Genomic DNA, 18,575 nt, shown 5'->3' on the forward strand with positions numbered 1-18,575 from the left:
GGATCCCGGGAACATGTCGCCATGTAGGCTGCGCAGCAAGCTGCGCACCCTACGGGCGCGAGACATTGGCCAGGACGCCGAATTCGGCAACCTGGTCCGCAGCGAGAGTAAGGACCTCGGCAGGCATCGGGCCTCCTGATGCCTGCAATTGCCAAAGTCGATTGGTGCCCGCGGCGCCCGCGCCCTAGCATGCCGCGCAGTGCCGACAGGCAGGAGACAACAAGCCACCATGATCCAACGCCGTACCTTGCTGGCCACCGCTGCCGGCCTCGCCGCCACCGGTTTCGCCCGTGCCCAAGGCAGCTACCCCGACCGCCCCATCCGGCTGGTGGTGCCCAACCCGCCCGGCGGGCCGTCCGACATCGTCGGCCGCTTCCTCGCCGAGAGCATGCACAAGGACCTGGGCCAGCCGCTGGTGATCGACAACCGCCCCGGCGCCGCCGGCCTCATCGGCACCGGCGCTGTCATCAGCGCGCCGGCCGATGGCTACACGGTGCTGGTCACTTCGCGCTCCAACCACGTGATGGCGCCGCTGGTGCAGAAGACGCAGGTCGACCCCGCCCGCGACCTCGCGCCGGTCGGCCTGGCGCTGCGCGCGGTCGGCATGTTCGTGACCCACGCGAAGGCGCCGTTCCGCACGCTGAAGGACCTGATCGCGTACGCCAAGGCCAACCCGGGCAAGCTGTTCTACGGCAGCGCGGGCATCGGCGCGACCAACCACATCGCGATCGAGCAGTTCAAGAAGCTGGCCGGCATCGACATCACGCACGTCCCCTACAAGGGCACCGGCACCCTGCTGACCGGCCTGATGGGCGGCGAGGTGTCGCTGGCGCTGCTGGACTTCGCCTCCGCGCAACCCGGCGTCAAGGGCGGCGCGCTGCTGCCGCTGGTGCAGACGGCCTCGCGCCGCCTGAGCTCGCTGCCGGACGTGCCGACCCTGGTGGAATCCGGCTTCCGCAACTACGACCCCTCGTTCTGGATCGGCCTGGCGGTGCCGAAGGCGACGCCGGCGCCGGTGATCGCCCGGCTGAACAAGTCGCTCGACCTGGCGCTGGCCGACACGCAGATGAAGGCCCGCGCGCAGGTCAACGGCTGGGAACTGGTGGGCGGCTCACCCAAAGTGCTGGCCGACACGATCGCGCAGGACCTGGCAGATTTCCCGGCGCTGGTGAAGCAGCTGGATATCAAGGCGAGCTGATCGCGCACCGTATGGGACTTAGGTCCCATACAGCAGCGGGCGCCGCGGCGGGAACATGCGGCGCCTCATGCCCAAGCATTCAACCCTCCATTCCGTCGCGCTGCTGCTGGCGCTGGCCGGGTGCGCCGGCACGCCTTCCGCGCCGTCCACCGTGGCAGCGGCCGACAACAGCTGGCCGCTGGCCGGCACCTTCTGGCAACTGGCGGAAGTGGGGGGCACGCGCGTCGAGACGCCGCCTTCGCGGATCGCGCCTTTCCTGGTCCTGCAATCCGCCGACCAGCAAGCGAAGGGCTTCGGTGGCTGCAACCGCTTCGACGGCGGCTATGCGCTGGACGGCGCCGCGCTGCGCTTCCAGCCCCCGGGCGGGACGCGGCACGACTGCGCGGGCGGCACGGCGCAGGAGCAGGCCTTCCTGCAGGCGCTGGCCGCCACGGCCAGCTGGCGACAGGACGGCGACCGGCTGCAATTGCTGGCCGCGGACGGCAAGCCGGTGGCGGCCTTCAACGCGTCGGCACAGCGTTACGTCTGCGACGGCAGCAAGATGATGTTCGTGCACGCCGAGCCGCGCGAGGCCGTGCTTGCCATGGACGGCCGGGTCTATTCGATGGAAGACGCGCCGGTAGCCTCCGGCGTGCGCTACCTGGCCGCCGAGGGCCGCAGCCCTGGCTATTCGCTGGAATGGCTCACCAAGGACGGCAGCGAAGGCCTGCTGGTCGAAGCGCCCCAGAGCGACGCCCGCAGCATGGCCGACCAGCGCACCGTCGCGCGCTGCAAGCGCAGCTGAGCGCACGAGCCGTGCCGCGATGAGGGATGATGCGTCCCTCGCAAGAAGGACATCGCATGAAGACGAAAGCCGCCGTCGCCTGGAAAGCAGGCGCTCCCCTGACCATCGAAACGCTGGACCTGGACGGTCCGCGCCCCGGCGAAGTGCTGGTGGAAGTGATGGCCACCGGCATCTGCCACACCGATTACTACACGCTCTCGGGCGCCGACCCCGAAGGCCTGTTCCCGGCCGTGCTGGGCCATGAAGGCGCCGGCATCGTGCGCGAGGTCGGCGCCGGCGTCACCTCGCTGAAGCCCGGCGACCACGTCATCCCGCTGTACACGCCCGAATGCCGGCAGTGCAAGTTCTGCCTGTCGCGCAAGACCAACCTGTGCCAGGCGATCCGCACGACGCAGGGCCGCGGCCTGATGCCGGACGGCACCGCGCGCTTCTCGCTGGACGGCAAGCCCGTGCTGCACTACATGGGCACTTCCACGTTCAGCAACTTCATCGTGGCGCCCGAGATCGCCATGGCCAAGATCCGCGAGGACGCGCCCTTCGACGTCGTCTGCTACATCGGCTGCGGCGTCACCACCGGCATCGGCGCGGTGATCTTCACGGCCAAGGTGGAGGCGGGCGCCAACGTCGCCGTGTTCGGCCTGGGCGGCATCGGCCTCAACGTGATCCAGGGCGCCAGGATGGTGGGCGCCGACAAGATCATCGGCATCGACCTCAACCCCGAGCGCGAGGCGATGGCCCGCAAGTTCGGGATGACGCACTTCCTGAACCCGAAGGACCACCCCAACATCGTCGACGCGATCCAGCAGCTGACCGATGGCGGCGTCGACTACAGCTTCGAGTGCATCGGCAACACGACGACGATGCGCCAGGCGCTGGAGTGCTGCCACAAGGGCTGGGGCCAGAGCATCATCATCGGCGTGGCCGAGGCCGGCAAGGAAATCAGCACGCGGCCGTTCCAGCTGGTGACCGGGCGCGAGTGGAAGGGCTCGGCCTTCGGCGGCGCGCGCGGCCGCACCGACGTGCCGAAGATCGTCGACTGGTACATGGACCGCAAGATCAACATCGACGACCTGATCACGCACCGCCTCAAGCTGGAAGACATCAACAAGGGCTTCGACCTGATGAAGGCCGGCGAATCGATCCGCTCCGTGGTGGTCTACTGATGGCGGATGTGACCACGCTGGAGCAGCACCGCTGCTTCGACGGTGTTCAGGGCTTCTACGAGCATGCGTCGAGCGAGATCGGCCTGCCCATGCGCTTTGGCGTCTACCTGCCGCCGCAGGCCCAGCAAGGGCCTTGCCCCGTGCTGCTGTGCCTGGCGGGCCTCACCTGCAACGAGCAGACCTTTGCCATCAAGGCCGGCGCGCAGCAGCATGCGGCGAAGCACGGGCTGGTGCTGGTGACGCCGGACACCAGCCCGCGCGGCACCGGCGCGCCGGATGCGGATGCCGACTGGGACTTCGGCCACGGCGCCGGCTTCTACCTGGACGCGACGCGCGAGCCCTATGCGCGCCACTTCCGCATGGAAAGCTGGCTGATGCAGGAGCTGCCGCAGGTGCTGCAGGAGCATTTCCCGGTGCAGATGGATCGCGCGGGCGTGCTGGGCCACTCGATGGGCGGCCATGGCGCGCTGACGCTGGCGCTGCGCCACCCCGGGCGCTTCCGCAGCGTGTCGGCCTTCGCGCCGATCTGCGCGCCGACGGAAGTGCCGTGGGGCCAGAAGGCTTTCGGCGGCTACCTGGAGGGCGACCCATCGACCTGGGCCGCGCATGACGCGGTGAAGCTGTTGGGGCGGGGCGCACGGGTGCCTGCGCTACTGGTCGACCAGGGCCTGGAAGACCAGTTCCTGGCGACGCAGCTGCGGCCCGAGCGGCTGGAGCAGGCCTGCGCGGCCGCCGGCCAGCCGCTGACCTTGCGGCGGCATGCCGGCTACGACCACGGCTACTTCTTCATCCAGAGCTTCATCGCGGAGCACGTGGCGCACCACGCGAAAGCGCTGGCCGGTTGAGGGCTACATGCCTTCCATGCAATCGTGCGCCTTCGCCTTGGCGATCTCGCTGGACATCGGCACGCCGTCATCGACGGTGTTGTCGATGCCGCCGCTGATGGTGAGGTGCTCGATCACCTTCTGCGTCGCGACCGGGATCGGTTGAGCGACCGGGGTGGCAACCGGCGCGGTGGCCGCGTGCTTCGGCACCGGCTGCTCCGGCAGCGTGGAAGGCGTCACCAGCGCGGCGAGCGCCAGGCCGCCGACTACGGCCATTGCGCCGGCTGCTATCCAGCGCGGCCGCGGCAACTGCATGCTGGGCGGCGTCGCGCCCGCGCCCTTGGGTTCCGGTTCCATCGCGTCTTCACGGATCAGGTGGCACATCGCGGGCTCCTCAGGGAATGCTGCGGCAAGTATGGTGCGACGCGGGAAGGATGCCAAGGCGCGTTGCTGTTGGTGACGTGGTTTCATGATCGAAAGCCCGACTCCCAGCGCCCGGTACACCGACCTCCCTAGAATCCCCCCGTGCGTCGCGTGACTCTTACCGTGGCGGCAGCGTTGTTCATGCTGCTGCTGGACGGCTCCATCCTGAACACTTCCCTGCCTGCAATGGCCCGCGCCCTCGGCGTGCGCCCGCTGGCGCTGAGCGCGGCAGTCACCGTGTACCTGCTGGCCGCGGCCGCCGTGCTGCCGCTGGCCAGCTGGCTGGGCGAGCGCTTCGGCCTGCGCCGCCTGTTCGCGCTGGCCATCGCCCTGTTCACTGTGTCGTCGCTGCTGTGCGGACTGGCGCAGGACGCGCAACAGCTGGTGATCGCCCGCGCGCTGCAGGGCTTCGGCGGCGGCCTGATGATGCCGGTGGGCCGCACCCTGGCGATGCAGCGCGCGCGCAAGGAAGACCTGATCGGCATCCAGGCGCTGCTGACCTGGCCCGCGCTGTTCGCGCCGGTGCTGGGCCCGCCGCTCGGCGGCTTCATCACCACCTATGCGTCGTGGCGCTGGAACTTCCTGCTGAACATCCCGCTGGGTGCGGTTGCCATCTTCCTCATCCTGCGCTGGGTGCCGCGTGAAGAGTTGCGGCCGCCGCGGCCGCTGGACGTGCGGGGCGCTGTCGGCGCCGCGCTGGGCCTGACCTTGCTGCTGGGCGGACTGGAAGCCACGGCCCACGCCGTCGGCGAGCATGTGGCGGTGGCGCCGGCCCTCGTCACCATCGCGGCCGGCTTCGTCGCGCTGTATGCAACGGTCTGGCACCTGGGACGCGCGGAGCATCCGGTCGTCAGCCTCGCGCCGCTGGCGCACCACACCTTCCGCGTCGCCACGGTCACCGGCGGCACCTTCGCTTCGATGACCCTGCAGGCCACGCCTTTCCTGCTGCCTCTGCTGTTCCAGCTGGCGCTGGGGCGCAGCGCCGTCGATGCCGGCGCGATGCTGCTGCCTTACTTCCTGGGCAACCTGGGCATGAAGTCGGTGTCCACGCCGATCCTTCTGCGCCTGGGCTTCCGGCGCGTGCTGGTGCTCATGGGCTTCGCCAACGCGGTGGCCATAGCGGCCTTCGCGTTCACCGGGCCGCAGACGCCCTGGCTGGTGCTGGTGCTGCTGCTGGTCGCGGCCGGCTGCGTGCGCTCCATGCTGCTGACCGCGGTGAACACGCTGATGTTCGCCGACGTGACGCTGCCCGAACGCGGCGCGGCCTCGGCCTTGTCCACGATTTCCATGCAGGTGGCGGCCGCGATGGGCGTGGCGGTCGGCGCCATCCTGCTGGCGCTGGCGCAAGCAGCCAACGGCCACCCGCACCTGGAACTGCCGGACTTCCGCGTGGCCTTCCTGGTGATGGGCGCGATCTGCGCGCTGGCGACCGTGAGCTTCTGGCGGCTGCCGCACGATGCCGGCGCGGAGATGACCCGCGCTACCGCGGGACGCGCGGGCTAAGCCTCGCGCGTGGCGACGGCGGCGCGCGTATTGCGCTCCGCCTGCACGGCGGCCTGCAGCAACTTCTCCGGCAACTTCGGGAACAAGCGTCCCAGCAGCCACCCGATACGGCCGCGCGCCGGCATCACGATGACGCGTTCGTTGCGTTCGACCGCGGCGAGGGTGTCCTCGGCGCAGCGGTCGACGGGGTAGGGCGTGCCGGCCACGCGCGTCAGGAAACGGCGGGCGTCCGGGACCCAGGGGATGCCCGTGCCCTGCAGGTTGCGCTTCTCCAGGATCGGCGTCTCGATGACGGAAGGGCACAGCGCGCTCACGCGCACGCCATGCGCCGCCGCTTCTATGCGCAGGCTGGTGCTAAGGCCGACCACCGCGTGCTTGGCCAGCGCATAAGGCGCCAGCAGCGGCGCCGGCCCGAGGCCGGCCATCGAGGCGGTGTTGACGATGTGCCCCGAGCGCTGCTTCACCATGATCGGGTAGGCCGCCAGCACGCCGTGCAGGACGCCGTACAGGTCGATGTCGATCACGTGCCGCCAGACCGGCAGCGGAATCTCGTGCGCTTCGCCGCCGGCGCCGATGCCGGCGTTGTTGAAGATGTAATCCAGGTGGCCGTGCTCGCGGGCGAAGGCTTCCACCGCATTGCGCACTGCATCGGCATCGCGCACGTCGAGTTGCACCGCGGTGCCGCCGCACTCGTCGGCCACGCGCTGCGCCCCGGCGCCGTCGATGTCGGCGACGCGCACCACTGCGCCGCGCGCGCCGAGCGCCTTCGCCAACGCCCGCCCGATGCCGGAAGCGCCGCCGGTGATGAACGCCGTCTTGCCCTGGAAAGCCTGCATGCGCGCCTCCTCGCCCCGGTGGGGATGTGGAGGAATTCTAGGGCGTGCCACCGCGGCCCGCCCGGACCGGATCAGCGAACGTCCAGCGGCACGGTGAGGGTCACCGAGGCCTTGTGCTTGTCCTGCGTGTCCCACTCCAGGCCGGTCGACAGGGTCGATCGCCAGGGCAGGTCGAAGCGCGTCCCGAGCATGGCGGTCGACACGGCAGCTTCCGTGTCCCAGCGCACCTGGCGGGTGTAGCGCGCTTCCACCCGCGTGGACGGGAGGAGCCGCCATTGCGTGCCGAGGCGCGCACCGGCGCGCGCTTCCTGCGCGCCCGCGGCCGAAACGTAACTGCGTTCGGCCGCGTCGACACCGGCACTCCAGCGCGCCGACCCGATGTCCTGGGTGAATTCGAGGTCCCAGCGCGAGCCTTCGGCGGCGGCATTGTCCGAGCTGGAGCGCAGGGCCTGGGCAGCGACATGACCTTGGCCGAACTGCTGCTGCAACTTCAATTCCTGCCCGCTACGTGCGGGCGCCCACTCGTACTGGCTTTCCGCGCTGAGGCCCGCAGCGATCCGCGCGCGCCAGGCCGCGGCCGTGCCGCCGGCTTCACGTTCCCGCAATTGCAGCTTGCCGCCAAGGACGGGGTTCGCCAGCTCGAAGCTGGTGTCGCCGCGCTGGAACTGCTCCTCGCCGCCCGGCGCGGCATGGACCGTGGTGCGCAGCGTCCCCGCCGGCGTGGACAGCGAGCCGTCGAAGCGGCCGGGCGGGCTCGCGCTGTCCTCGGCGCCCAGGCGCTCGTAGCTGACCTCGACGCCCGAGAGCGGCTCCATCGTCGCGCGGTTGGCGGTCTCCGCGCCCGCGGGTGCGACAAGCAGGCCGAGGAGCAGCGCTGCTGGAATGCGGTAGCGGATGGGGAACGGAGGGAGCATGACGTCTTTGGCGTCCATCGTAAGGGGCGGATGCGCGTGGAGGCAAGAACGGTGCGCGGAGACTGTGTTCCAGGTCCGGAAGAAACATTCCGTGCCCTTGATCCATCGAGCAGGACTGGGCTTCCGGCCCCGAACCGGATCTTGTTGCTCTGTCCCCCGGGGCATGTATAGGATCGCATCCCGTATCAAGGAGTCGGACGCGATGTCTATGAGCACAGTCGGCCTGGTCGGCCTCGGCGCGATGGGACGCGGCATGGCGGGCAGCCTGCGCCGCAAGGGTTACCCGCTGCGCGTCTGCGATGCCCGCGCAGGCGTTGCGCAGGACTTCGCCCGCGAAGGCGGCGTGGCATGCGCGACCCCGGCGGAAGCCGCCGCGGGTTGCGCTGTGCTGGTCTCGGTCGTCGTCAACTCCGCGCAGACCGAGGAGGTCCTGTTCGGGGAGCATGGCGCCGCGGCGAGCATGGCCCCGGGCAGCGTGTTCGTGATGTGTTCGACGGTCGATCCCGCGTGGTCCGCGTGCATGGAGGGCCGCTTGGCCGACCTGGGGCTGCTGTACCTCGATGCGCCGATCTCCGGCGGCGCGGCGCGCGCCGCGAGCGGCGAGATCACGGTCATGGCTGCGGGCGCGGCAGCGGCCTTCGATCGGGCCGGCCCGATACTCGATGCCATGGCCGCCAAGGTGTACCGCCTGGGCGACCAGGCCGGCGCGGGCAGCAAGGTCAAGGTCATCAATCAATTGCTGGCGGGCGTGCACATCGCGGCGGCCGCCGAGGCGATGGCGCTCGGCCTGCGCGAGGGCGTGGATGCAGCGGCCCTTTACGAGGTGATCACGCACAGCGCGGGCAACAGCTGGATGTTCGAGAACCGCATGCCGCACGTGCTGGCCGCGGACTACACGCCCCTGTCCGCCGTGGACATCTTCGTGAAGGACCTCGGGCTCGTGCTGGACCTCGCCCGTGCAAGCAAGTTTCCGCTGCCGCTTTCGTCCACCGCCCACCAGATGTTCATGCAGGCGTCCAGCGCGGGGCACGGGAAGGAGGACGACAGTGCGGTGATCAAGATCTTTCCGGGGATCGAGCTGCCGCGGCGCGGTGGGTAGGTGATGACTGGTTCTGGCCGGAAGCGGAGATCGCGGTCCTTGGATCACCTGTTGTTGGACTTTTTCTTAGAGGATCGAGTACCGTCTTGATGTGTCCAAAATGGAGCCACGACGTCGTAGAGGTGCGGTGCAAGAACCTTGCCCAGAACCTTCGGCTCGTATTTGGGGACTAGCCGCGGGATCATGAATTGCCCGAGGCAGTGGCCGACAAAGTCGTTCAATGTCACGACCAGAGCAACCATGTCTTCGATGAGCTCCTCCATTGGCGGCGCTCCGTTCGCAGCATTCACCGTTTCGAACATCTGCGCTCTAGAAATCGCATCAGCCCCTGCAAAGAACATGTTCCCGCCCCCGTCGGCCAAGTAGATCAGGTCGTCACCCCATTGGTCGTTGGGCGTGATCGCTGGCAGCAACTGCTTCATTGAGGGGTAGTGGAAGCCAATGCTGTCCCGAAAGGCCCGTAGCCATTTCGCGTCATGCAGGGTGCGGTTTAGCTCTTTGAACTCGGCTTCTCCATCACGCCAAGTTGGAAAGACATCCTGCCGCAGCACCTGAGAGATGGGTGACGAGTGCAGCGCAACTCGTGCTTCATGGACTTTGCTGCACGCCATCCTGAACAGAAAGAACACCTGAGAGAACTCCGCCTCCCGACGGAACACTCGCCGATCTGCTCTGGCCGACGGGGTTGTGAACGAGATCAACTTGCGCGTGCAAAGCGTTTCGTTATATATCTGCCCCAAGAGGTACCAGAAATACCTTTGCGTGTCCGTGAGCCCCCTCAGTGCTTCGAGAGGAACACGCAACTCGGACACATGAAGAGATTTGTGTGTCAAGGCAACTCCTCTCCTGCTCCCGCAGTGGGTCCGATGCTATGGCTAACTGCGTCGGGTCGCCGATATGTCGGCTTCCGACCCAAAGCGAACATTCGAGGTGACCCGCTCTCGTCTTGCTGTTTGCGGGCGACGATCAGCGCGAGAACAGGTCGCGAATCCGTTCGAACGGAAGGCCGGTCTCCGCGGCGCGCCGGACCTTGCGCTCCAGTGCGATATTGAGAGGCAGTTCGCGGTCGAGAGTGTCGAAGAGATCCAAACCGTCCATGCACACCACCCGCTTGCCGCGCCCGAATGCGGCCAAACCTTCATTGGTAAAGCCGCTATTGCTAACGAACAGTCCACGTGCCCATGCTGCCTTCTGCTCCAATTTGCCCTGGAACGCGTGCAGGTCGGCCGCCGCGGTCTTTGCCGATTCCCACTTGGCTTCGAGCAAGTAAATCTCGCCTTGCAGGACGAAGCTGCCGTCGATCTGCTCCCCTTTGTTGCGAAATGGCTCGCGCGCCTGCAACCCGTATAAATTGAAGGCGTCGCGCAGCCAGGCTTCAAAGGCGTAGCCACGCGGTTGAGGCTCGATCGACGAGAGCTCGATCAACCGCTGTTTCAGGGCCATGATTTTCGGGCGGTCAAACGCCGCCTTTGGCGGCTCGCTGAATGGCGCCGCCTCCGGCTTGCCTTCCATGCGATTCAGGAGAGAGAGGAAGCGCCCTTCCGCATTTGGCACCCGCTCCGCCCGCGAACGATGCTTGCGCACTCCTTCCCGATAATCCCACAATGCCCGCAGCGTCTTGACCGACGTTGCGAGATCCACCGTGTTCAAGTAGCAGCGCAGCCGCTTGGCCTTGGAAGTCCCGTGTTCGCGATAGGCGTCGTCGTCTATGTCCACATTGAGCTCTTCGGCGAAGAATGTGGACATCGTTCGATCGGAGAAATCCAGGACATAGCCACCGTTCATCTCGAACAGGTCGTCGAGAAGTTTCATGTCGAGAGATCGGATGTTCGGCACTTGGGCCCCCGCTTTTAGAGCGGTCTCGCCCGGATCGCTCGTTCTGGCTAGTCTAAGCTTTTCTCAGTCGGTACTTACATGCGCACTGACGCGCGTGTTCCTGCGCTGCGAATGTAGGAAGCCCTCCGCCTTAAAGGGAGAGATACGCGGGTGCTAGGGCCTAGGCCACGTCCCTGGCGACCTTGCGTGGCGTATGTTTCTGGCCGGATGCGGACCTGAATGAAGATTCGGCCGAACGCGCCTTAGCCTCAAGCCGCGGCTGTCACTGCTCAGAATCGACGCCGGTAGGCAAACGCTCTACGCGCATGCCGGCCGTTTAGGCGGAGCCACGCTTGCCGAAAAGCGGTGTCAGTCTCACCGAAAGCGCGTCCTCAAGGTCGCACAGCGCTTCCTTGGAGATCGAATCAGGATAGCGCGCCGCCTGGAGCCGCAATTCGATGTCTGGCATGTTCTGCCAGTAGGCCATGTTGAGCGACGACGGGCCGACAGCGTAACCAAGGTGATTTCGAATTCGCGTGCGCAAAGACTCACTGCTGCCGACGTACAGGATGCTGCTCTTGCCCGATTCGTCGTTCAATCGAGCGTACCGGAATTTGGCCGTCTTCACGTCGCGGGCCTTTGAGAACGATGCAACTAGCGCCTTCCTCTCGGCCTCGCTTGCCGTCGTGTCGAAAACGTAAATCCAGCGCGTTCCCAGCTTGGACCACCGCTGAAGGCTATCGGCAACCGACGCCTGTTCGGCACCCAGATGAATTTCACTGGTGCGGAACCTTATCGTGTGAACCTCATTTGGCTTGGTGTCTTTCAGTGCGGCCGCGCGCCGTGTCAGCAAGTCGTGAGTCTGCTGCGCAAGGTCTGTGAAAGGCATCCAGGTTCCAGTTGGGGGCTCAGCCCATTGTCGCAGACGACCCGTTCGCCCCCGTTCAACCCTCGCCCGGCTTCCAATCCGGGCTGTAGCCGCCAAGCGTCGGGTGGTACATCTCGTCCCCGTCATGCTGGGTGAATTCGACGTTGAGCCGGTCTTCCGGAATCCCGAGGATGTCCTTGCAGTGCCCGCAAAGTGCCTTGGCCAGTTCCATCCTCAGTTCCGCCGGCCGGCCCCTTCGGATGTCCAGCATCATCAGGGACACCGGGGTGGGCTCGCCGCCGATCTCCGGGATTCTCCAGACGCCACCCTCGCCCAGCTCGCGGATGGCCACGCTGATGCGCCGGATGTCCACGGACATCATCCGCGCGTAGGTCTCGCTCATCGCCGCGGCAAGCCGTTTCTTGTCGGCGACAGGGTAGTTGCGGGAGACGTCCAGTTGCAGGTAGGGCATTGATTCCTCCGATCCGACGAGCGTCCCAGGCGTAACGCTCCGCTATCCTAGTCAGTTCCTTACGCGCCGGCACGCCATCGCCGCCTGTCCCCCGCGCAGCGGCGGCGATCGGATATCCGTGCGACGCGCCAGAAATGCCGTGGCATGTCCGAGACAGCCTGCGTCGCGATCCGCATGCGCCCCGGGACAATCACGGCACTCCCTATGCGTGCCGCAGTCTTGATGGCTCTTGCCATGTCTTCCGGGTTCGCCGCCCATGCTTCCGACTCCTTCCAGCTTCAATGCGAGCACCGGTTGCCCGCCGGGGAACTGGTCTTCGACTACAAGCCCGGCGAGGTGAGCTACGACAACAGCGCCGGCATGCTGGAGTTGACCGGGAAATCCGGATCGATGAAGCGGAACAGGGTGACCCTCGGAACGACGGATTTCGAGCTGGCGTACACGGCGCACGTGTCGACGAGGCCGCTGAAAGAAGGCCGGACCGGAAAGGCTTGCGGCCGCATGCTCGGGTGGGTCGAGCTGCAGCTGGCGCCGCATCGCATCTCGGTCGCCAAGGAACTACCGGCGGGCAGTTGCGCCTACGCGCATGTCGCCGAGCACGAGATGAAGCACGTTGCCATCAACGAACGTCACCTGCAGGCGGTGGCCGCGGAAATGACGGCTCGCGCAGCCAGGCAGGTCGCGCGACGCACGTTCATCGGCAGCGAGGCGGAGTTGCGCAGCCAGATGGCCAAGTACGTCACGAACTCCTGGATTCCCGAAGTCAAAGCGGCCATGAACAAGGTAGCGGCGCAGCATGACAAGCTGGACACGCCGGAGGAATACGCGAGGAACGAGACGGTCTGCGGTGGCGCGATAGTCCCCATCGCCAGGGAGGCGCTGGCGCGGGATTGAGCGGACGGACCTTCGGTCACTGCCCCGCCGGCCTCGTCAGCAGGCGCAGTGCGAACGGCAGCGCCCATTCACCATCCACGCCAGCTCCCGCCTCACTGCGCAAACCGAGCTGCGGCCACTCGCGGGGACCGGCCCAGAGCTTGTTGTTCCCAGCGCGCACGCATTGCGCCGGATAGCTGTCGACGCCACCGAGATCCAGGAAGAGGCCGAGGCTGGGCAAGGTCTCGCGCGCGTTGCCCCACTCGGGCACGTACGCGGCGCCAAGCGCGCGGCAGGTTGGCGACGCGACGGCGTAGCGATCGTTGCCCGCGGCGTCGACGAAGATGCCGGTGCTGTTCGCGTTGGCGACTCCCAGGCTCAGTTGGCCGACGCTGTAGTCGTCGTCGCCGCCCTCGTCCACGAACACGCCAACCGACAAGTCCTGCGCGGAGCCCAGCGCAATCTCGTGGCTGGAGCGGTAGACGTCATTTCCGACGCCCCGCTTGAGGAGGATCCCCGCGGCGGAGTGGACCGCCGCGCCCATGGCGTACCAGGCCGCCTCGAAATGGTCGTTGCCGCCGTCGTCCAGCAGCATGCCCAGCCCCTCGTAGTAGCCGAAGCCCTGCGCCATCAGCTGCGCTTCATAGCGATCGTTTCCCGCCAGGTCCAGCAGCAGGCCGATGCCTCCCGCGGTGGAGCGGCCGTCGAAGAACACCCCGCGCATCCCGTAGCCGGCGCCCTGGCCCATCGACGTGTTGCGGTCTGGCAGCTGCGGGGAAGGCCGCACCAGCGGCGTGTTGCTTAGCGTGTAGCGATCGTTGCCGCCGGTGTCCACCAGCACCGCGACGCCGCCTGGCCCGCCTGAAGCTTGCGAGTACGTTTGCGCGGTGTACTCATCGTCGCCGCTGCCGCTGGCCAGGACGGCGATGCCGCCGATCGCGTGCGCCTGCGAATGGCTGCTTGCGACGAAGCGGTTGCGGCCACCGCCATCGAACAGCAATGCAGCGCCGAAGAGCGCGGAAGCCTGCGCCTGTTCGGTGCCTTCGTAGCGGTCGTCGCCTTCGGTGTCCCAGAGAATGCCGTAGCCGAGAGTCGCGGCCGACGGGTCGGCGCCGGGCGCGGCCGTCACATACCTGTCGTTGCCGCCGACGTCCAGCAGCACGCTGATCTCGTGCGTGTCGCTAGTCGCCAGGAACTCGTACTCGTCGTCGCCGCCGACATCCAGCACCAGCAAGGGATCCTTCAGCTGGTGCCGGTTGTTGCGGCCGGTCGTGTCGACGACGATCCAGCCGAAAGGCGTCTGCAGCGACCACGCAACCGCGGGCAGCGCCGCTTCGTTCTTCACGAAGCGTTGCAGGTGGTCGACGGCGCCGACCAGGTCGAGCATGCCGGCGAGCAGGGCTTCGCGCTCCACCAGCGGCAGCAACTGCCGGTAGTCCGGTGTCTCGAACTGGGTGAGCTGGCCTTGCAGCGCCTGCCGGCGCAGCAGCTGCGGCGTCACGCCCGGGGGAAAGCGCTCGAAAGCGCGCTGCAGGAACTGGTGCGACTGCGACATGGCGGCGAGAACGCGCGCGAGCTCGTAACGCAAGGGCTTGGGCAGTTGCTGCTCGTCGGGCAGCACCGGCACCCAACCGGCGCCGGCTTTCGTCGCAGCCATCCAGGCCAGGCCCGCCGCCAGCGGGTCGGGCGCGGCGAGCAGCTTCGCTTCGATGGAACCCATGCCGAAATCGAGCGGACGCTGGAGCCGCGCGCCCGAGAGCACTCCGGCCCAGCCGATCAGGTCACGCGGCGACCCGGCTGCGCCGCGGAACGAATCTGCCAGCACGCCGGCGCGGTAGGGCGCTTCGAACGGCGCGGCCATGATCCCGCGGAAGAACGGCATCTGCTGGTCGCGTGTCGGCGAGGCGTCGAGCTGCCGCAGGTCGGGCGCACCGTTGCTGCCCGTGGCGCCTGCCTGCTGCAAGAGCTCCGGCAAGGGCGGGCGGTCCTGAGTCTGCGCATCGGCAGGCCCGGCCAGCGCCAGCGCGGCGAGGAGGGTGGGCAGGAGTCGATGCATGGTGCTGACTGTAGCCGCCGGCATTTTGCCGCTGACGTCACCGGTCCGTCGCAGGCGGGCGGCGGGGAGGGCTCGTCTGCAGGGCCGGGATCATCGGCGGGCCGTGCCGGTGGCGGCAGGCTTGAAGTCCTGGCGCTGGCGCTTGAAGCGGTGCGCCGCCACGCGCAGGTGCAGTTGCATCACCTGCTTCGCCAGTTCGCCGTCCTCCGCGCGCACCGCGGCGGCCAGGTCACGATGGTGGCTGAGGCTCTGCAGCTTGTCCTGCAGCGTACTGATGAAGTGCGAACGCAGCACGATGGGCATGTCGATCAGTGCGGTCAGGATCGAGCGCAGGCGTGGCGACCCGCTGCCATCCAGGATCGCCCGGTGGAAGCGGGCATTGATGTCCTGCAGGCGCTCCGGCAACTCGCTGCCGCCCTTGCGGATCGCGCGATCCATCTGGTCGTTGAGGTCGTCCAGGACGGCGGCCAATGCGGGGCCGCCCCGGCGCGCTGCCAGTTCGGCGGCGTGCGACTCCAGCAGCCCGCGCAGGTCGAAGGTTTCCTCGATGTCGAACTCGGTCCACTCGGCCACCCGGACGCCCCGGTTCGGATCGGCCGTGGCGAGGCCGTCGTCCACGAGGCGCTTGAGGGCGGCGCGCACCGGCGTGCGGCTGATGCCCAGCTCGCGCGCGAGGTGCTCCTCCTTCAGCTGTTCGCCCGGCGCGTACGTGCCACCAACCACCCTCTGCTTCAGCGCTTCGTAGGCCTTGTCGGCTGCGGCTGCCATCGTTTGTTCCCAGTTTGTTCAACGAACGAGCTTCGGAGTCTGCTTCTCAATCTGTAGATGCCAACCCTTGGTGTCAAGATCTCGCCGTTTTGTTTATTTATTGTACATTTCAGGCCGTCCTCACGAAACAAGACCTTCCATGCCCGGACTCCAGATCCTCCAGCGCCGCCGCCAGGTCCCCGCGCACCTCGTCGACGCCTTCCGCGGCCTGCCCGTCGCCAACATCAGCGACTGCATGGCGCGCATGACGGCGGGAGGCCCGCGCCTTCGCCCCATGCACAAGGGTGGCCCCCTGGCCGGTCCCGCACTCACGGTGAAATGCCGCCCCGGCGACAACCTCATGATCCACAAGGCGCTCACGCTGGCCCGGCCCGGCGACGTGATCGTGGTGGACGCGGGCGGCGACCTGACCAACGCCCTCTTTGGCGAAATCATGGTGGCCACCGCCGTGAAGATCGGGGTGGCCGGCGTCGTGCTCAATGGCGCCGTCCGGGACTCCGAGGAGATCGGTCGAGGCGACTTCCCCCTCTACGCCGCAGGCGTGACCCACCGTGGCCCGTACAAGGACGGCCCCGGCGAGATCAACGTGCCGATTGCGATCGACGGCATGGTGATCCAGCCCGGCGACCTGATCGTCGGCGACGCCGACGGCCTGCTCTGCGTTCCTTTCGACGATGCGGAGCAACTGCTCGCCGCCACGCACAAGAAGATGGAGGCCGAAAAGAAGATGCTGGCCGACATCGCGGCGGGGCGCCTCGACACGAGCTGGATCGACGCGACGCTCAAGCGCATCGGCTGCGATCCGGAGCCCGTTTGATGGCCGGCATGCAGAAGCGGGTCGTCCGCTCCGATCTGTGGATCGCGCCCGCGTTCGACGAGCGCCTGGCCGGCGAGCCCGACATCGCGCCTGGCATTTTTTCGGTGCGCGGCAACAGCGCAGCGGCATGGGAGAAGCTGTCGGCGGCACACGTCTATCACGTCTCCGCCGCGAAGGACGAACTGCCGAAGGAGTTCTTCGCAAGCGCCGGCCTGCTGGCGCGCTGCCCGGACCTGCTGTGCGTGTCCTCCGGCGGGGCGGGTTATGACACGGTGGACGTCGCCGCTTGCACCGCGGCCGGCGTGCTGGTGGTCAACCAGGCCGGCGGCAACGCAGTCTCCGTCGCGGAGCACACCCTCGCGATGATTCTCGGCCTCTCCCGCCGGATGATCGAGGGCGACCGCCGCATGCGGCGCGAGATCGGCTACGCCCGTGAGGACGTCATGGGCCGCGAGATCCGCGGCAAGACGGTCGGACTGGTGGGCATCGGCCACATCGGCACGCGGGTCGCGGCCCTCGCGCGCGCTTTCGGGCTGGAGGTCATCGCAACTGACCCGCTCCTGCCCGCGGAAGAGATCGCACGCCGTGGCGCCGAGTCCGTGTCCTTCGACCAGCTTCTTGCCCGGTCCGACTTCGTGTCGCTGCACTGCCCCCGCGATGCGGGCAGCCTGAAGATGATGAACGCCGCCGCTTTTGCACGCATGAAGAAGGGATCGATCTTCATCACCACGGCGCGCGGAGGCATCCACGACGAAGCAGCCCTGGTGCAGGCGCTGCAGTCGGGCCACCTGGCCGGTGCCGGCGTCGACGTGTGGGACCAGGAGCCGCCACCCCTGGACCATCCGTTGCTGGCCATGGACAACGTCTTTGCCACCTTCCATGTGGCGGGCGTGACGCACGAGGCGCGCCGCAACATGGCCGCGATCAGCGCGGAGCAGATCGTCGGCCTGCTGGCCGGGGAACGGCCCCCCCGCCTGATCAATCCGGAAGCCTGGCCGGCCTACGAGAAGCGTCGCGCGCAGATCCTGCGCTGAAGACGCCCCTTCCATTCCACCCTCGTCCCAGAAGGAGACAAACGAATGCAACGCATCACCACAGTCCTGCGCCGCTTCCTGCCGGCCCTGATGCTGTCCGCCGTGGCGGCAGCGCCCGGCATGGCGCTCGCGGCCTACCCGGAACAGCCGATCAAGATGATCGTGTCCTATGCCCCCGGCGGCGGCAGCGACATGATCGCCCGGCTGACCGCGCAATACATGGCCAAGTACCTGGGCAACAACGCCAATATTGTGGTCGTGAACCATGCGGGCGCGGGTGGCGGCATCGGCTTCGCCGAACTCGCGCGGGCGCCGGCGGACGGCTACACGATCGGCATGATCAACACGCCCAACGTTCTGACCATCCCGATCGAGCGCAAGTCCGCTTTCAAGTGGCAGGACTACGACCTGCTGGGCAACGTGGTGGACGATCCCGACAACATCTCGGTGCGAACCGACAGCCAGATCAAGACCCTCCAGGACCTCGTCACGTACGCCAAGGCGCACCCTGGGGAGGTGACCTACGGGACGACCGGCATCGGCTCGGATGACCATCTCGCAGCCCTCAAGCTCGAGAAGGCCACCGGGATCAAGATGACACACGTCCCCTTCAAGGGCGCCTCGGAGGTCCTCAATGCCGTCGTGAGCAAGCAGGTCACGCTCGCGATCATGAACATCGGCGAAGCCCTGGCCGCCGTGAAGGGCGGCAGCCAACTCCGCCAGCTGGGCCAGATGAGCGCGGTCCGGACCAACGTGGCGCCCAACGTGCCCACGTTCCGCGAGCAGGGCTTCGACATCATCATGGCGTCCCTGCGCGGGTTCGCCGCGCCGAAAGGCTTGCCCGCGCCTGTGCGTGAGCAGCTGGTGGAGGCCCTGAAGAAGACCGCGGCCGACCCGGAGTTCCAGGCCAGGGCCTCCGCCTACTTCGCTCCCATGCGCTATCTGGAGCCGCAAGCCTACGCGGAAGAACTGAAGGAGACCGAGGCGGGCTTCAGGCAGCTGTGGCAGGTGATGCCCTGGGGGGAGAAGTAGTCTCCGGCGCGCAGCTTCACGTTCCTGCTCCCAATGCGGCGCTGCAGGTGGGCTTCACCGCCGACAGCTGAAACGCGAGCATCGCGAGGGCGGGGG

At 67.5% G+C, this 18,575-nt stretch carries 19 protein-coding genes; 10 read left to right on the top strand and 9 right to left on the bottom strand.

Annotated features, from left to right (window positions below):
* Positions 1 to 229: 229 nt before the first annotated feature.
* The 4 genes from HHL11_RS25535 (at position 230) to fghA (ending at position 3,990) form a co-directional block, all read left to right on the top strand.
* Positions 230 to 1,198, top strand: a complete 969-nt coding sequence (locus HHL11_RS25535) for a Bug family tripartite tricarboxylate transporter substrate binding protein (protein ID WP_169421430.1) — start codon at positions 230 to 232, stop codon at positions 1,196 to 1,198.
* Between the two features lie 67 nt (positions 1,199 to 1,265).
* The gene (locus HHL11_RS25540) at positions 1,266 to 1,982 is read left to right on the top strand and encodes an META domain-containing protein (protein ID WP_169421431.1); all 717 of its coding nucleotides are present in this window, start codon (positions 1,266 to 1,268) and stop codon (positions 1,980 to 1,982) included.
* Positions 1,983 to 2,038: 56 nt separating this feature from the next.
* Positions 2,039 to 3,145, top strand: a complete 1,107-nt coding sequence (locus tag HHL11_RS25545) for an S-(hydroxymethyl)glutathione dehydrogenase/class III alcohol dehydrogenase (protein WP_169421432.1) — start codon at positions 2,039 to 2,041, stop codon at positions 3,143 to 3,145.
* A complete protein-coding gene (gene fghA, locus HHL11_RS25550) occupies positions 3,145 to 3,990 on the top strand; it encodes an S-formylglutathione hydrolase (RefSeq protein WP_169421433.1) in 846 nt (281 codons plus the stop codon). Before HHL11_RS25545 ends, fghA begins: the two co-directional genes overlap by 1 nt.
* A gap of 3 nt (positions 3,991 to 3,993) precedes the next feature.
* Here the strand turns inward: fghA and HHL11_RS25555 are convergent, their stop codons facing one another.
* Complete coding sequence (locus HHL11_RS25555) at positions 3,994 to 4,353, bottom strand: hypothetical protein (RefSeq protein ID WP_169421434.1); 360 nt, start codon at positions 4,351 to 4,353, stop codon at positions 3,994 to 3,996.
* Between the two features lie 141 nt (positions 4,354 to 4,494).
* Between HHL11_RS25555 and HHL11_RS25560 the strand changes: the two genes are divergently transcribed.
* Entirely contained in the window at positions 4,495 to 5,895 is a 1,401-nt protein-coding gene (locus tag HHL11_RS25560; protein ID WP_205964648.1) for an MFS transporter, read from the top strand.
* On the opposite strand, the gene HHL11_RS25565 is transcribed toward HHL11_RS25560, so the two are convergent.
* A complete protein-coding gene (locus HHL11_RS25565; RefSeq protein ID WP_169421435.1) occupies positions 5,892 to 6,731 on the bottom strand; it encodes an SDR family NAD(P)-dependent oxidoreductase in 840 nt (279 codons plus the stop codon). The genes HHL11_RS25560 and HHL11_RS25565 overlap by 4 nt on opposite strands.
* Before the next feature lie 71 nt (positions 6,732 to 6,802).
* The gene (locus HHL11_RS25570; protein ID WP_169421436.1) at positions 6,803 to 7,645 is read right to left on the bottom strand and encodes a hypothetical protein; all 843 of its coding nucleotides are present in this window, start codon (positions 7,643 to 7,645) and stop codon (positions 6,803 to 6,805) included.
* A 202-nt stretch (positions 7,646 to 7,847) separates the two neighbouring features.
* On the opposite strand from HHL11_RS25570, the gene ltnD reads away from it, so the two are divergent.
* Entirely contained in the window at positions 7,848 to 8,744 is an 897-nt protein-coding gene (gene ltnD / locus HHL11_RS25575) for an L-threonate dehydrogenase (protein WP_425355225.1), read from the top strand.
* A 44-nt stretch (positions 8,745 to 8,788) separates the two neighbouring features.
* Here the strand turns inward: ltnD and HHL11_RS25580 are convergent, their stop codons facing one another.
* From HHL11_RS25580 to HHL11_RS25595, 4 genes are all read right to left on the bottom strand, one after another.
* Positions 8,789 to 9,577: a hypothetical protein gene (locus HHL11_RS25580; RefSeq protein ID WP_169421437.1), complete on the bottom strand. Its 789-nt coding sequence runs from the start codon at positions 9,575 to 9,577 to the stop codon at positions 8,789 to 8,791.
* A 133-nt stretch (positions 9,578 to 9,710) separates the two neighbouring features.
* On the bottom strand, positions 9,711 to 10,556 hold the full coding sequence (locus tag HHL11_RS25585) for a restriction endonuclease (RefSeq protein WP_169421438.1): 846 nt from the start codon (positions 10,554 to 10,556) through the stop codon (positions 9,711 to 9,713).
* 340 nt (positions 10,557 to 10,896) lie between these two features.
* Complete coding sequence (locus HHL11_RS25590) at positions 10,897 to 11,448, bottom strand: hypothetical protein (protein WP_169421439.1); 552 nt, start codon at positions 11,446 to 11,448, stop codon at positions 10,897 to 10,899.
* A 55-nt stretch (positions 11,449 to 11,503) separates the two neighbouring features.
* Positions 11,504 to 11,899: a tautomerase family protein gene (locus HHL11_RS25595; RefSeq protein WP_169421440.1), complete on the bottom strand. Its 396-nt coding sequence runs from the start codon at positions 11,897 to 11,899 to the stop codon at positions 11,504 to 11,506.
* Positions 11,900 to 12,043: 144 nt separating this feature from the next.
* On the opposite strand from HHL11_RS25595, the gene HHL11_RS25600 reads away from it, so the two are divergent.
* Positions 12,044 to 12,793, top strand: a complete 750-nt coding sequence (locus HHL11_RS25600; protein ID WP_169421441.1) for a hypothetical protein — start codon at positions 12,044 to 12,046, stop codon at positions 12,791 to 12,793.
* Positions 12,794 to 12,809: 16 nt separating this feature from the next.
* On the opposite strand, the gene HHL11_RS25605 is transcribed toward HHL11_RS25600, so the two are convergent.
* Positions 12,810 to 14,828 (bottom strand): hypothetical protein, encoded by a 2,019-nt coding sequence (locus tag HHL11_RS25605; protein ID WP_169421442.1) that lies wholly within the window; start codon positions 14,826 to 14,828, stop codon positions 12,810 to 12,812.
* A 90-nt stretch (positions 14,829 to 14,918) separates the two neighbouring features.
* On the bottom strand, positions 14,919 to 15,596 hold the full coding sequence (locus tag HHL11_RS25610) for a GntR family transcriptional regulator (protein ID WP_169421443.1): 678 nt from the start codon (positions 15,594 to 15,596) through the stop codon (positions 14,919 to 14,921).
* A 139-nt stretch (positions 15,597 to 15,735) separates the two neighbouring features.
* Here HHL11_RS25610 and HHL11_RS25615 point away from each other — a divergent pair, with 139 nt between their 5' ends.
* From HHL11_RS25615 to HHL11_RS25625, 3 genes are read left to right on the top strand one after another with little or no spacing between them, the layout of a single operon-like run.
* Positions 15,736 to 16,413 (top strand): RraA family protein, encoded by a 678-nt coding sequence (locus HHL11_RS25615; protein ID WP_169421444.1) that lies wholly within the window; start codon positions 15,736 to 15,738, stop codon positions 16,411 to 16,413.
* 8 nt (positions 16,414 to 16,421) lie between these two features.
* Complete coding sequence (locus HHL11_RS25620; RefSeq protein WP_169422276.1) at positions 16,422 to 17,447, top strand: hydroxyacid dehydrogenase; 1,026 nt, start codon at positions 16,422 to 16,424, stop codon at positions 17,445 to 17,447.
* Between the two features lie 45 nt (positions 17,448 to 17,492).
* A complete protein-coding gene (locus tag HHL11_RS25625; RefSeq protein WP_205964649.1) occupies positions 17,493 to 18,479 on the top strand; it encodes a tripartite tricarboxylate transporter substrate binding protein in 987 nt (328 codons plus the stop codon).
* Positions 18,480 to 18,575 lie beyond the last annotated feature (96 nt).

Origin of the sequence: Ramlibacter agri (genome assembly GCF_012927085.1) — a bacterium.
Lineage (GTDB): Bacteria > Pseudomonadota > Gammaproteobacteria > Burkholderiales > Burkholderiaceae_C > Ramlibacter > Ramlibacter agri.